Annotated in this window: 14 protein-coding genes; 10 read left to right on the top strand and 4 right to left on the bottom strand. The window is 42.5% G+C overall.

The window, feature by feature from the left end:
• Window positions 1-22: 22 nt before the first annotated feature.
• Window positions 23-1,426, bottom strand: coding sequence for a serine/threonine protein kinase (locus V7K56_RS31615; RefSeq protein WP_334917204.1), 1,404 nt, complete (start codon window positions 1,424-1,426; stop codon window positions 23-25).
• A 93-nt stretch (window positions 1,427-1,519) separates the two neighbouring features.
• Between V7K56_RS31615 and cbiT the strand changes: the two genes are divergently transcribed.
• From cbiT to V7K56_RS31600, 3 genes are read left to right on the top strand one after another with little or no spacing between them, the layout of a single operon-like run.
• Window positions 1,520-2,122 (top strand): precorrin-6Y C5,15-methyltransferase subunit CbiT, encoded by a 603-nt coding sequence (gene cbiT, locus V7K56_RS31610; RefSeq protein WP_104905801.1) that lies wholly within the window; start codon window positions 1,520-1,522, stop codon window positions 2,120-2,122.
• Window positions 2,123-2,132: 10 nt separating this feature from the next.
• Window positions 2,133-2,513, top strand: coding sequence for a hypothetical protein (locus V7K56_RS31605; RefSeq protein ID WP_334917202.1), 381 nt, complete (start codon window positions 2,133-2,135; stop codon window positions 2,511-2,513).
• A gap of 7 nt (window positions 2,514-2,520) precedes the next feature.
• On the top strand, window positions 2,521-3,408 hold the full coding sequence (locus V7K56_RS31600) for a phosphatidate cytidylyltransferase (RefSeq protein WP_334917200.1): 888 nt from the start codon (window positions 2,521-2,523) through the stop codon (window positions 3,406-3,408).
• Window positions 3,409-3,599: 191 nt separating this feature from the next.
• Here V7K56_RS31600 and V7K56_RS31595 read toward each other — a convergent pair whose 3' ends face one another.
• Window positions 3,600-4,313, bottom strand: a complete 714-nt coding sequence (locus V7K56_RS31595) for an LmeA family phospholipid-binding protein (RefSeq protein ID WP_334917198.1) — start codon at window positions 4,311-4,313, stop codon at window positions 3,600-3,602.
• A gap of 135 nt (window positions 4,314-4,448) precedes the next feature.
• On the opposite strand from V7K56_RS31595, the gene V7K56_RS31590 reads away from it, so the two are divergent.
• Window positions 4,449-5,207: a pseudouridine synthase gene (locus tag V7K56_RS31590; RefSeq protein WP_334917197.1), complete on the top strand. Its 759-nt coding sequence runs from the start codon at window positions 4,449-4,451 to the stop codon at window positions 5,205-5,207.
• Window positions 5,208-5,236: 29 nt separating this feature from the next.
• Window positions 5,237-6,049: a helix-turn-helix domain-containing protein gene (locus V7K56_RS31585; RefSeq protein ID WP_334917194.1), complete on the top strand. Its 813-nt coding sequence runs from the start codon at window positions 5,237-5,239 to the stop codon at window positions 6,047-6,049.
• A gap of 134 nt (window positions 6,050-6,183) precedes the next feature.
• Here V7K56_RS31585 and malQ read toward each other — a convergent pair whose 3' ends face one another.
• On the bottom strand, window positions 6,184-7,701 hold the full coding sequence (malQ, locus tag V7K56_RS31580; protein ID WP_334917192.1) for a 4-alpha-glucanotransferase: 1,518 nt from the start codon (window positions 7,699-7,701) through the stop codon (window positions 6,184-6,186).
• Window positions 7,702-7,854: 153 nt separating this feature from the next.
• Between malQ and V7K56_RS31575 the strand changes: the two genes are divergently transcribed.
• From V7K56_RS31575 to V7K56_RS31560, 4 genes are all read left to right on the top strand, one after another.
• Window positions 7,855-8,286 carry an NUDIX hydrolase gene (locus V7K56_RS31575; protein ID WP_334917190.1) on the top strand — a complete coding sequence of 144 codons (432 nt, stop codon included), beginning with the start codon at window positions 7,855-7,857 and terminating at the stop codon, window positions 8,284-8,286.
• A gap of 130 nt (window positions 8,287-8,416) precedes the next feature.
• Window positions 8,417-9,544: a Rid family detoxifying hydrolase gene (locus V7K56_RS31570; protein ID WP_334917188.1), complete on the top strand. Its 1,128-nt coding sequence runs from the start codon at window positions 8,417-8,419 to the stop codon at window positions 9,542-9,544.
• Window positions 9,545-9,687: 143 nt separating this feature from the next.
• The gene (locus tag V7K56_RS31565) at window positions 9,688-9,813 is read left to right on the top strand and encodes a hypothetical protein (RefSeq protein ID WP_334917186.1); all 126 of its coding nucleotides are present in this window, start codon (window positions 9,688-9,690) and stop codon (window positions 9,811-9,813) included.
• Between the two features lie 146 nt (window positions 9,814-9,959).
• Entirely contained in the window at window positions 9,960-10,433 is a 474-nt protein-coding gene (locus V7K56_RS31560) for a hypothetical protein (RefSeq protein WP_334917184.1), read from the top strand.
• Between the two features lie 252 nt (window positions 10,434-10,685).
• On the opposite strand, the gene V7K56_RS31555 is transcribed toward V7K56_RS31560, so the two are convergent.
• Entirely contained in the window at window positions 10,686-10,925 is a 240-nt protein-coding gene (locus tag V7K56_RS31555) for a hypothetical protein (RefSeq protein WP_334917182.1), read from the bottom strand.
• Between the two features lie 108 nt (window positions 10,926-11,033).
• Between V7K56_RS31555 and V7K56_RS31550 the strand changes: the two genes are divergently transcribed.
• Window positions 11,034-12,961: tetratricopeptide repeat protein (locus tag V7K56_RS31550; RefSeq protein ID WP_334917180.1), on the top strand; the 1,928-nt coding region annotated here is incomplete at its 3' end.

Raw genomic sequence — 12,961 nt, 5'->3', positions numbered from 1 at the left:
AACAAAGTAATAATTAGCACAATTAACTTCTAATTGGATTGGTAATTGGTAAACCTAACCAATTGCTTAATTCCTGAGCTAGCCATTCCAGTTCCGCTTCAGATTTAATTGCACCACCACTACCACCAAGCTGATATTTTTTTACTCCTACCCAAATATCCAATTGTGCGGGAACGGCAATTCTAGTGCCTTCAGAATCTTTAATAAAATGTTTGGGAATGTAAACCAACTTAGTAACACTTTGCCTTGGTGATGCACGGGTACGATAAGATTTCCAAGCAAACAACTCCCAGGTTAGGGCAATTTCTTTGGAATTCAGGCGTAAGCAGATGCATCCAAACAAGTTAAAGAAAAATTTATACACCATCAGCAAGCCAGCACTCCAAAAAGGAAGTGAAAACAAGGCAAAGGGGATATTGGCAGGAAAAGGAGCCGAAAGAGCGACAATTGTCCAAATTAGGATAAATGAATTCCAGGCGATCGCAAATACACCTGTGAGTACTATTGATGGATGGAAACCAGTCGGTGGAACGATAATTTCTAAAGAATCCCAATTTTTGGTTAGTTGAATCTTACTCCCATCTGGTTTGCCAACAACTAAAGTATGCAAGTTTGTCGGTTGTGGTTTCTCCAAGGCTGCGATCGCTTGGTCAGCAGAACTCAAACGCCGTTCTAAACTAGGTTCAATCATCCACTTTAACCAATTGCTAAAGCTGGGACTGAGATTAGCCAGTTGTTCAAACTGAATGCGAAAATCCTTTTGAGGTAAATCGGCTGGGTGAGTACCCGTTACTAAATAAATTAAGGTTGCGCCTAAACTATAAAGGTCGGATGCTGCAACAGTGCGTCCCCCAAATTGCTCTGGTGGCATATAGCCATAAGTTCCTACCACAGTCCTTGTCCCGGTTTCTGTGGCCAGAACAGTCTGCACTGAGCCAAAATCTACCAAATAAACTTGACCGACACTATTGCCAGAACGCTCTCCCAATAAAATATTGCTAGGCTTAATATCACGGTGAATTATAGGCGGATACAGCCTATGTAGATAAACAAGAATCTCTAAAAGTGCTTTGGCTATCTGTTTGACTTCAGCTTCCGTAAAACTTCGTCCAATTTGTAAACATTGCTCTAAAGTTTGTGCCGGAATATAAGTTTGTACTAGAGCAAATCCTTTGATGGTTGGTAAATTTACCTCAAAATAGTTTAAATAGCCAGGAATTGAGGGATGTGCTAGGTTTTTTAAAGTTTCGGCTTCTCGCTCAAACAACTTGAGTGAATCCCACTCAAAATCACTATTAAAAGAGAGTAATTTGATAACAACTAATTCCTGAGTTTGCAAATCACGAGCTAATAGTGTCCGCCGCCCTGCTTTTTTTCCTAATAGCTGCTGAACTTCGTAGCGATCGCCTAAAATTTCGCCAATCATTATGGTTTCTTGTAATGCTACGGTTGAAAAGTTTTATAGCTTATAGCTTTTCAATTTGGCAAATCGATATCTTTAGTATAATTGCGTAGTTCTATGCCCTCCCAACTTTGGCCTTATATTACCCCTGGTATTCCCGATGAATTATTCGAGCATTTGCCAGGAATTCCCCTGAGCCAGCGAGAAGTCCGACTACTATTGATTGCTCAATTGCGGCTAAAATCAGATTCTGTGTTGTGGGATATTGGCGCCGGAACAGGTACAATTCCGGTAGAGGTAGGGCTATTGTGTCCAGATGGACAGATTATCGCTATCGAAAGGGATGAAGAAGTAGCTAATCTGATCAAGCGTAACTGCGATCGCTTTGATGTGAAAAATGTCGAAGTTGTTGAAGGCAGCGCCCCAGAGTGTTTGCATGACCTCAAAATTACCCCTCACCGCGTTTGTATCGAGGGAGGTCGCCCTATCCAGGAAATTCTACAAGCAGCTTGGCATTATTTGCCCCCATCCGGTCGGGTTGTAGCCACAGCTGCTAATTTAGAAAGTCTGTATGCTATTTCTCAAAGCTTTTCCCTATTAAGAGCTAGAAATATCGAAGTTGTCCAATCTGCGGTTAACCGCCTAGAGACACGAGGCTTTTCTCAAACTTTTACCGCCGTTGATCCCATTTTTATCCTCAGTGGTGAGAAACTGGATTAGGGAATGGGGCATGGGGGAGCCACTGCAGTCTTGGAGTCTCACGCCACTCCCACGCCACTTGCTACAACGGGGGGAACCCCCGCAACGCAGTGGCTCCTCAAGTCGGGAAACCCGCCCACGGGGGTGGCTCCCCAAGTGGAGGAGGCAGTGCGGTCTTGGGGTCTCCCCAAGTGGAGCAACTGCCGTCAAGTGGCGTCATAGGGCATTGGAAGAGGCAACAGAGGAAAACGGAGATGAGGAAGTAGGGGGAGCAGAGGAAGCAGGGGAGAAATCAATTCAAAATTCAAAATTCAAAATTCAAAATTCAAAATTGAAGATTCAATCCCAATGCCCCATGCCCAATGCCCCATGCCCAATGCCCCATTCCCAATGCCCCATTCCCAATATTTAATACTTCTATGCCTTGGTCTCGGATCATTAGTGGAATTGTTGCGATCGCTCTTGCTCTTTGTGCAACCCTTTTGGGGGGTTGGTACTTTACCATCATCTTTGCGGTTATTATCTTTTTGGGTCAACAGGAATATTTTAATTTGGTGCGAGCCAGAGGCATCGCTCCTGCCGCTAAAACCACTATGGCTGTCAGCCAAATCTTACTGGTTATTTGTACCCTTAATGGCAGTTTAGCTGATGCTGTGATGCCAATAGCTGGCACACTTATTTGTTTTTACCTGCTGTTTCAACCCAAATTTGCCACGATCGCTGATGTTTCCGCTTCTATAATGGGGCTATTTTACGTAGGTTATTTACCAAGTTACTGGGTGCGGTTACGAGCAATTGATAGCGCTACTTTTAGCAATCTCCCTTTTGGAGGTTACTGGCCCACAACCTGGACAGATTTCTGGGAAAAGGCAAATTCTGCTTCTTTAGCACAAGGTTTTACAGCCACACTACTGACTTTTTTGTGTATTTGGGCAGCTGATATCGGTGCTTACACTATTGGCAAATTCTTTGGAAAAACCCGTCTATCTGACATTAGTCCGAAAAAAACTGTTGAAGGCGCTGTCTTTGGCATTACTTCAAGTGTTGCTGTAGCCATAGCAGGAGCCTATTATCTTCACTTGCCTAAATCCCTCTTCACTGGTTTAGCATTGGGTTTGCTAATTGGCATTGCTAGTCTTTTAGGGGATCTCACAGAATCTATGCTCAAGCGGGATGCTGGAGTCAAAGATTCTGGACAATTAATCCCTGGTCATGGTGGTATTTTAGACCGTACCGATAGTTATATTTTCACAGCTCCTTTGGTTTACTATTTTGTGACCTTGCTTTTGCCATTACTTAGTAAATAGGTGAATTGGGCATGGGGCATGGGGCATTGGGCATTGGGATTGAATCTTCAATTTTGAATTTTGTTAGCGCAGCGTTAGCGAGTCCGCGAGCGTCATTTTGAATTTTGAATTGATTTCTCCCCTGCTCCCCAGTCCCGACTAGACGCCATATCATTTAAAATAGAGTATTAATATTTTTTAATTTGTGATCATCAAGGGTTAACGTTAATCCGCCCACGACATACCAGCTTACCTGGGATCAGCGTTAGTTCTTGGATATCGACATCTGAGCCAAGATCCAGGTTGTACTCATGATTGTCCTTTAATATATCTTTCTGGTCAAGCTTGATTGGGATATATGTCAGTTGCAATTCATGCCCACTAAGTAATTGTAAGCCCAGACAAATCTCTAGAGGTGTTGTTTCACTATTGGTTACTTTCAAACCTCGCAGTATAATTTGGTTGTTTCCAAGGAGAATTTCTTGCCACTTGATTGGTTGTGACTGCGGGTAATCTGTTGGTAAAACCTTAACCAATAGATCGCTCAAAGCAGTCGATAATAAATCAGATGAGAGAGAAGCATTCAGATCCTTCTCGTCTACGATTAAATCGCCAACCACTGGTACTGTTTCTAACAGTCGCAGAGGTTTTCCCTTGAGTACGGAACCGATATTTACCCGAATATTTTCTGCTATTAATTGAATTTGTGTAATTAGGAGACCTTGATAAACTGCATGAGTAGCAAAAACAGATACCGAAGGAATGCGTCCAGAGAAAAGTTGGCGATCGCTAGCTTTAATCTCCACTTCTAATTCCGATATTTGGCTGACCTGCGCTCTTAACCAGAGCTTGACTGCTGTTGTGAGTACCTGCGTAATTATGCGGATTTTATTTGTACTTGTTGTTTGGGAATTTTGATTTGGCATCTAAACTAATTTATTTATGAGTATTTATTCAACAACCGAACATAAATTAAATAGGCTTTAAATGTAACATTTATGCCTACTCGCTACATAATGCAAATATTATTTAATTGATAACAATAAATAAGCAATTTCCACATGGAGGTACGGTTACAAAAAATTCTTGCTCAATGGGGTATCGCCTCACGTCGTGAAGCCGAAGAAATGATTAGGCACTCACGGGTGCGGATTAATGGGGTATTGGCACATTTAGGTCAAAAAGTCGATCCCCAAAAAGATGCGATCGCAATTGATGGTAAGCCTGTATCCGAAAAGCAGCGTCCGGCTTTAATATATCTATTGCTGCATAAACCACCGGGAGTGGTTTCGACTTGCTACGACCCTCATCGAAGACCAACAGTCCTAGATTTACTACCGAAAGAATTACGGGAAGGTTCAGGTATTCACCCAGTTGGTCGTTTAGATGCAGACTCTACAGGAGCATTAATCCTGACTAATGACGGAGAACTGACATTTGGATTAACCCATCCACGTCACAGTATTTCCAAGACATATCATGTTTTGGTCAAAGGACATCCTTCTGAAACAGTACTGCAAATGTGGCGTCAAGGTGTGATGTTGGAGGGTAGAAAAACCAGGGCCGCTAAGGTACACCTCATAGAACGTCGTACCGAGCAGAGTGTTTTAGAAATAGTCTTGCAGGAGGGAAGAAATCGCCAAATTCGCCGGATAGCTCAACAGTTAGGATACCCAGTAATCAAGCTGCATCGGACTGCGATCGGCCCAATTAAATTACAAACTCTAAAAGAACCCTTTTTGTCAGAGGGTAAATATCGTTCTCTTAAAGATTATGAGATTCGCTTTTTGCAAGATCAGATAACGCAACCTAATTATTGATTCAGTGGAATTAAGGAGTGTCAGTAGGCATGAAATGGCTAAGAAAGAAAAATAATCACCAGCCATCACTTTCATTAGAGGAACAACGAGCCGAAAAGTTGGCAGAATTAGGCGCTCAACTTTGGGCATTGCGTCAAGAACAGGGTTTATCTCTAGAGCAAGTGGTTGCATTGACCAGGATTCCCAGACGATTATTGCAGGCGATCGAAGAAGGTAATTTAAACGAACTGCCAGAACCAGTCTATATTCAGGGTTTGATCAGGCAATTTGCCGATGCACTAGGCTTGAATGGAGTAGAATTTTCTGGCACTTTTCCGATCAGCTCTGCACAAGTTAGCCCTCTAAGTAGAGGGAATACTTCACCCCTGGCTCAACTACGTCCGATTCATCTTTACTTTCTTTACATATTACTAATAGTATGCTCTGTAAATGGCTTATCTCAGTTATTAAATAACGCGTTACTACAAGCAAGTAATAGCCCAAACCAGCCATATCCAAAACAAAAGTCCGTTGTTAAACCAGAAATAGCTCAACTAAAAGAGTCAACGCAGGTACAATCTGTCAGCGATACCCTTAGCGGTGTCCAAAAGGGACAGGTTGTCCAAGTTGGTGTGACTTTGAAAGCCTCATCTTGGATTCGTGTAGTAGCCGATGGCAAAACCGAGTTTGAGGGTATTCTGCCAGAGGGAACTCACCGAATTTGGAAAGCCCAAGAGCAACTGACAGTGAAAACTGATAATGCTGGCGGTGTGTTGGTGAGCGTCAATCAAGAGAAAGCTAAGAAAATGGGAGAGCCAGGGAAAGAGGAAGAAGTTAGGATTGCTGCCAAGCCTAAATTTTAAAATGTGGGGTATGGGGCATTGGGCATTGGGATTGAATCTTCAATTTTGAATTTTGTTAGCGCAGCGTTAGCGAGTCCGCGAGCGTCATTTTGAATTTTGAATTGATTTCTCCCCTGCTCACTCAGCCCCACTCCTCACTGGACTTGGTGGGCTTCCGGGGCACGTCCATTGAGTTTGGTAAGAACTTTCAAGCGATCGCGCAATTCGTCTGTTATCGCTCCTGCTCGATAGCGCCATTCCCAGTTCCCCTCAGCAATACTGGGAAAATTCATCCGCGCTTCGTTTCCTAATCCCAAAATATCTTGCAAGGGAATAATCGCTTGATTGGCTATAGAATTCAAAGCTAGGCGAATCAAATCCCAGTGAATGCCATCAGGGCTGATAGAACCTAAATAAAGCAGCAAGTTTTGCTTTTCCTCCTCCTCAGCACTATTGAACCAGCCTATAGTTGTATCATTATCGTGAGTCCCGGTATAAACTACAGCATTGTGCGAATAATTGAATGGTAAAAATGGATTAGTGGAATCAGCACTAAAGGCAAATTGCAAAATTTTCATTCCCGGAAATTCATACTTGTCTCGCAGCGCTTCTACCCCTGGTGTAATTACTCCCAAATCTTCTGCTAAGACGGGTAGCTTGCCCAACTTTTGCCTAATCACTTCAAAAAAAGCATCTCCAGGCGCTTCCACCCATTTACCATTGATGGCAGTTTGTTCACCTTGCGGCACAGCCCAATAAGCCTCGAAGCCCCGGAAGTGATCAATACGAATTATGTCTACATAATCCAGCATTGCCTCAAAGCGCTGTACCCACCACTTAAAGTCTTGTTTTTGCAATTCCTCCCAGTTGTAAACCGGGTTGCCCCACAATTGACCGGTGGCGCTAAAGTAATCTGGTGGAACTCCTGCCATTTGAGCAGCAGCTCCTGTCTCTTGATCTAAGCAAAATATTTCAGGATGCGCCCACACATCAGCGCTATCGTGAGCTACGTAGATGGGGATATCGCCAATAATGTTAATACCGCGCATATTAGCGTAGCTTTTAAGCTCTGACCACTGGCGGAAAAACTCAAATTGGACAAACTTGTAATAAAAAATCTCTCCATTGAGGCGTTCTTGTACTTGCTCCATTGCTTGAGGATCGCGCTTGACAAGTTCTGACTGCCATGTGTGCCAGTTTGCATTCTCGTTGGCATCTTTCAACGCCATAAATAAAGCATAATTATCTAGCCAATAGGCTTTGCTGTCGCAAAAACCTTCAAACTCTTTTTGTTGAATGGGTGTGGCATTCACTCTAAAATGTTCATAGGCTTTTTTGAGTAGCCCAATCTTAATCGGCACAACCTTCTCGTAATCTACCTTTTCTTCTGGAAATCCTGGTAAATTAGCAAAGTCTTCTTCTGTGAGCAAACCCTCATCTCGCAGTTTTTCTAGGCTAACCAATAGGGGATTTCCCGCCATTGCCGAGTAACACATATACGGAGAATTGCCGTATGCAGTGGGGCCCAAAGGTAAAACTTGCCAATATTGTTGATGGCTTTCTTTAAGAAAATCGATGAAACGATAAGCTTCTAAGCCTAAATCTCCAATGCCAAATCGACTGGGAAAGGAGGTAGGATGCAGCAAAATACCACTTGATCTAGGAAAAGGCATAAGTAATCTGAATTATGGGAGGAAGCTATTGTCTGAACGATACGCTAGGCGATCGCATCGAATCTATCACAGAACAGTATTCGGTTATCAATTATCAGTTGTCACAGAGCTAACAAATACAGTTAACTATTAACTGTTCACTGTTAACATATTATGACTTACCGAAATCCTACACCGACAGTTGATATCATCATTGAACTAGTAGATCGACCTCATCGGCCAATAGTGTTAATTGAAAGACATAATCTACCTTTAGGTTGGGCTATTCCTGGTGGTTTTGTAGATTATGGGGAAGCGGTGGAAGTGGCGGCGCGGCGAGAAGCTCAGGAAGAAACGGGTTTGCAAGTAGAGTTAGTTGAACAATTACTAGTGTATTCTGACCCCGATCGCGATCCGCGTCAGCATACGATTAGCATTGTGTTTTTGGCGACAGCTACAGGGGAACCTCTGGCTGGAGATGATGCTAAGGGTGTAGGCATTTTTGAGTATTGGTGTGTGCCTGGTAATTTATGTTTTGACCACGATCGCATTTTGCGGGATTATTGGCGATATCGGCATTATGGGATACGTCCGAGGTTGGGGTAGGAGGGACGAACCGCAAAGGCACAAAGGACGCGTTCGCGCAGCGTCTCGAAGAGAAGCAAGAAAAGAGAGAAATACCTGCGACACAAAGTTTTTGTAATTATACTGTGTCAGTGGTATTTAAAGGTGCATCATGAACGTTGAGGAACTTTTAGAGAAATACGCAGCAGGACAACGGAAATTTCATTCAGCAAATCTTCAAGGAGTAGATCTCAAAAGCAAAGATTTGAGTGAGATAGATTTATACAAAGGAAATTTAAATGGAGCAGACTTGAGTGAAGTAACTCTGACCAAAGCTAATCTTTGGGAAGCAAGTTTCTCTAGAGCATCCCTAAGATGTACAAATTTGATGTGGGTGCAAGGTGGATCAATTAATTTAAGTTGGGCAGACCTTAGCGGTTCGGACTTAAGTTATGCAAACTTGAAAGCTGCAAATCTGACTAAAGCAGACTTGACTAGAGCAAACTTTACTCAGGTAGAGCTAACTGGAGTAAATTTTCAAGGTGCAAATCTCTATAAAGCTATACTCCGGGGAGTTAGTTTGGAGAAATGTAATTTGTCAGGAATGAATCTAGCTGAGGCTGATTTAGTTGGGGTATACCTGGGACAAGCAAATCTCACAAACACCTGTCTAAAAGAAGCAAATCTAGAAAGAGCCTGTCTTTCAGATGCAAATTTGATAATGGCAAATCTTAATGGTGCAAATCTGAAGAAGGCAAATTTAACTGGCGCAAATATCTATGGAGCAACTTTTAAAGATGCTGACTTGAGTGGTGCGATAATGCCTGATGGAGAAGTCTACAAGCCGATCGCACCTGAAGCAGAAATCGATAAACAGGAAACATCGTTAGAGAAAGTAATATCTATGACTCGTAAAGTAATTAATACTGATAACGCACCCGCTCCAGTCGGCCCTTATAATCAAGCGATCGCCGCTTCTGGTCAATTTATATTCATAGCTGGACAAATTGCCATCGATCCCCGCCTTGGTGATGTCGTTTACACTGATGATGTCAAAAAGCAAACTGAGCAGGTATTAGCTAATCTTGAAGCTATCCTGACAGCAGCCGGAGCGACTTTTCAAGATGTGGTGAAGACCACTGTATTTTTAGCTGATATGAATGATTTTGCGGCGGTGAATGCCGTTTATGCGAAATATTTCCTGGAAGATACAGCCCCAGCACGGGCTTGTGTGCAAGTATCGCGCTTACCTAAAGATGTGTTGGTAGAAATTGATGCGATCGCGGTAATTAGCGGTTAGGAGAAATAGAACAATCAGCAAAATTTTAACGGTTACATTTGATGGTTCTGTTTTGCGACCAGATATTCTACCTGATTTAGAACCAAACAAACGCTATGTGATTACCATTGTTTCTGAGGAAATTAACTCATTCTCAAATTAAAGTGGCTGATGCGTGGGATATATTAGAAGGTTTAACTGGAACAGTTGATGCACCCAAAGATTGGGCAAGTCAACATGACCATTACCTGTATGGCACACCAAAACGTCAGCCGGAAATTAACACATGACAGGTGAGCGAATATTTTTAGACACTTTAACAGCAGAGTTGGGAATTGACAATTGCAAGTATTTTTGAGTGTTCCCCTCTAATGAATGCTATCACCTCCATCACTTTGGGAATACTGAAATTAAGTACCCTAAAGGAGTATTAAAAATGGCAGAGAATCGCATCAGTGCCAGCCTAGCCCCAGCAGATAAGGAAGTGGTGATGCAAGCGATCGCTACAATTAGAGAAAAGTTACCGTTTTTGGTAGATTTGACCCCTGAAGAACGGCGAACGATGCTGAAGATGGGAGATAAAAGTCGGGCTTTTGTCAGCAAAGCTTTAGAAGTGGCGACACAGAACCCTAACTTTTTGCCCCGTTCTTTTGATTTAGAAGAGATGCGCCGAGATTTGGAAATATATGAGGACTTGTATCCGGTGCTGTTGTCTCTAACTCAACTGCAAGAATTGGTGGATGATACCTGTATAGCCTCTGCTAGCGAAGCTTACGCAGCAGCATTAGCAGTTTATAGCTATGCCAAAGCTAGCGGTGATGTCGCAGGTTTGGATGCAGTAATTGATGAGATGGGACGCAGGTTTAACCGCCGTTCTAAGAAAAAGAAACCCGAAGTCTCAGTTATCTAGAGCTTAAAATAGACAATTATACCAGTTGCCAACTTAGTAAAATACACCTAATTTGTAGGGGCATAACATTGTTATGCCCTTTTTGCGTCTTGTAAGAAAATTTGTAGGTTGGGTTGAACAGAGTGAAACCCAACAAACTCTCGAAAATGTTGGGTTTCGTTCCTCAACCCAACCTACATTGAAGTTATTTTTTAGGACTAACCGAATAGTATTAGCTGGGGTTAGGTCCATATTAGACTCTACCAAAAAGCGCTAAGTCACCAGGGCATTTTTGAGCCACAGAAGGTCAACATCGAGCCTTAGAAGGTCAACATTGAGCTTCAGAAGGTCAACATCGAGCCTTAGAAGGTCAACATTGAACCTAAGAAGGTCAAAGTTGAGCCTCAGAAGGTCAACATTGAGCCTCAGAAGGTCAACATTGAGCCTCAGAAGGTCAACATTGAGCCTCAAAAGGTCAACATTGAACCTGAGAAGGTCAACGTCGAGCTTCAAAAGCTCAATGCATAAAAATTAACTAAAAAATTTTATAAATTCCGAAATACACTTTGTATATTTAGTAGTTATTCTGTAGGCATTAGTACCTCAAAATTAAATCTTGTAATGAACCCACAAAACAAGCCCAAGAACCTACAAGATATTATTAAACAACGTCAGCAATTAGGTTTTGTGGGTCGTGAAGACCAAGTAAATCAATTTCGCCAAAATCTGGCATTGCATGTAGAAGACGATCACCGTCATTTTTTGTATAACATTTGGGGTGAAGGCGGGGTTGGTAAAAGCACACTTGTACGACAGTTTCGCAAAATTGCTGAAGAAGCAAAAAATATTACTGCTTATATAGATGAAGCTGAAAAAACTGTACCAGAAGTGATGGGTCGTCTAGCTGAAGACTTGGAGCGGCAAGGTCACAAATTGCCGCAGTTTACCGAACGCTACAAAGTCTACCGTCAGAAGCGCCAAGAATTAGAAACCGATCCAGATGCTCCTCAAGGTTTTTCGGCTTTTATGGGAAAAACTGTAGTTAAAACTGGTGTGCGTCTGGCGCGTCAAGTTCCCGTTGGCGGTGCTGTATTCGACTATGTAGATGAGGATGCTTTAGCTACCCAAGCTGGAGAATGGGCATCTTATGTTGCTAAGAAAATCACAAATAAAGATGAGGTACGCTTAGTTCAAGAACCTGTGGAAGTCCTGACCCCACTATTTTTACAAGATATTTTTAAAATTTGTGAGAAAACTGCTATTGCCTTGTTTTTTGATACTTATGAACGCACTGGGGAATTTTTAGATAACTGGTTACGAGAAATTCTAGAGGGTCGCTACGGTCAAGTATCTTTCAATATATTGATAACTATTGCTGGTCGCCATGAATTAGATAAAAATCTTTGGACAAGCAACGAGGGGTTGATAGTTAGTTTTCCTCTGGAATCTTTTACCGAAGAAGAAGCCCAAAAATATCTAACTCGCAAAGGCATCACCAACAGTCAGCATATTGAAGAGATTTTACGCCTTTCTGGAAACTTGCCCTTGCTAGTGGGAATGCTAACAGACGCTTATCAAAATAACCCTAACCAAATAATCGAGCCTAGCAGCAGTGCTGTAGAATGCTTTTTAAAATGGGTTGATGAACCCAAACGACGACAAGTAGCTCTTGATGCTGCCATTGCTCGGTGCTTGAATCGGGATATTGTAGCTCAGTTGAGAGGAGAACAAGAAGCCGATGAGCTATTTACTTGGCTAAAAGAAATATCCTTTGTCAACGAACGTACTGACGGGTGGGCTTATCACGATGTCGTCAAAATGCTTATGTTACGCCACAAGCGCCTATCATCACCGCAGGGTTGGGCTGAGATACATGGCAAGCTGGCAAATTACTACGACACCCTGCGGAATGAGTTGCAATTAGAAGAAGAGAAGAAACAGCGCGATCCTAGCTGGCAAAGTCACACTTTAAATGTGTTGTACCACAGCTTATGTCAGTCACCGCAAAAAAGTTTATCTTTAGCTCTCAATGAATTTCTCGTTGCACTTAAAAATCAACGTAAATTTGCCCAACAATGGACAGAAACAATGCTTCAGGCTGGTAAAGATGCTGATTCTGTTGAAATTAAGCGTTGGGGTGAACAACTAACTAATGGGTTAAAAGCTTATGAAGAAGACCGTTATCAAGTCACGGTTGAAATGTTTACCGCAGTCCTACAGAATCTCAGCATTCAAATACAATGGCAACCTATTGCTCTAGGTTGGCGCGGTGAAACTTACCGCTTAATGAAGCAATACACGGAAGCTCTACAAGACTTTGACCGCGCCATTGAACTTGATCCCAAATATGCCTGGGCGATCGCAAGTCGCGGTGAAACTTACCACTCAATCAAGCAATACACAGAAGCTCTACAAGACTTTAACCGCGCCATTGAACTTGACCCCAAGCTTGAGTGGGCGATCGCAAGTCGCGGTGAAACTTACCACTCAATCAAGCAATACACAGAAGCTCTACAAGACTTTAACCGCGCCATTGAACTTGACCCCAA

Source organism: Nostoc sp. (assembly GCF_036917535.1).
GTDB lineage: Bacteria > Cyanobacteriota > Cyanobacteriia > Cyanobacteriales > Nostocaceae > Nostoc.
The sequence above is the reverse complement of the archived record's forward strand: the minus strand, read 5'-3'. Positions and strand labels throughout refer to the sequence as shown.

Excerpts from the sequence above, each read along its gene's own strand:
- V7K56_RS31615 (WP_334917204.1), bottom strand. The coding sequence starts at position 1,426 with ATGATTGGCGAAATTTTAGGCGATCGCTACGAAGTTCAGCAGCTATTA.
- cbiT (WP_104905801.1), top strand. The coding sequence starts at position 1,520 with ATGCCCTCCCAACTTTGGCCTTATATTACCCCTGGTATTCCCGATGAA.
- V7K56_RS31605 (WP_334917202.1), top strand. The coding sequence starts at position 2,133 with ATGGGGGAGCCACTGCAGTCTTGGAGTCTCACGCCACTCCCACGCCAC.
- V7K56_RS31600 (WP_334917200.1), top strand. The coding sequence starts at position 2,521 with ATGCCTTGGTCTCGGATCATTAGTGGAATTGTTGCGATCGCTCTTGCT.
- V7K56_RS31595 (WP_334917198.1), bottom strand. The coding sequence starts at position 4,313 with ATGCCAAATCAAAATTCCCAAACAACAAGTACAAATAAAATCCGCATA.
- V7K56_RS31590 (WP_334917197.1), top strand. The coding sequence starts at position 4,449 with ATGGAGGTACGGTTACAAAAAATTCTTGCTCAATGGGGTATCGCCTCA.
- V7K56_RS31585 (WP_334917194.1), top strand. The coding sequence starts at position 5,237 with ATGAAATGGCTAAGAAAGAAAAATAATCACCAGCCATCACTTTCATTA.
- malQ (WP_334917192.1), bottom strand. The coding sequence starts at position 7,701 with ATGCCTTTTCCTAGATCAAGTGGTATTTTGCTGCATCCTACCTCCTTT.
- V7K56_RS31575 (WP_334917190.1), top strand. The coding sequence starts at position 7,855 with ATGACTTACCGAAATCCTACACCGACAGTTGATATCATCATTGAACTA.
- V7K56_RS31570 (WP_334917188.1), top strand. The coding sequence starts at position 8,417 with ATGAACGTTGAGGAACTTTTAGAGAAATACGCAGCAGGACAACGGAAA.
- V7K56_RS31560 (WP_334917184.1), top strand. The coding sequence starts at position 9,960 with ATGGCAGAGAATCGCATCAGTGCCAGCCTAGCCCCAGCAGATAAGGAA.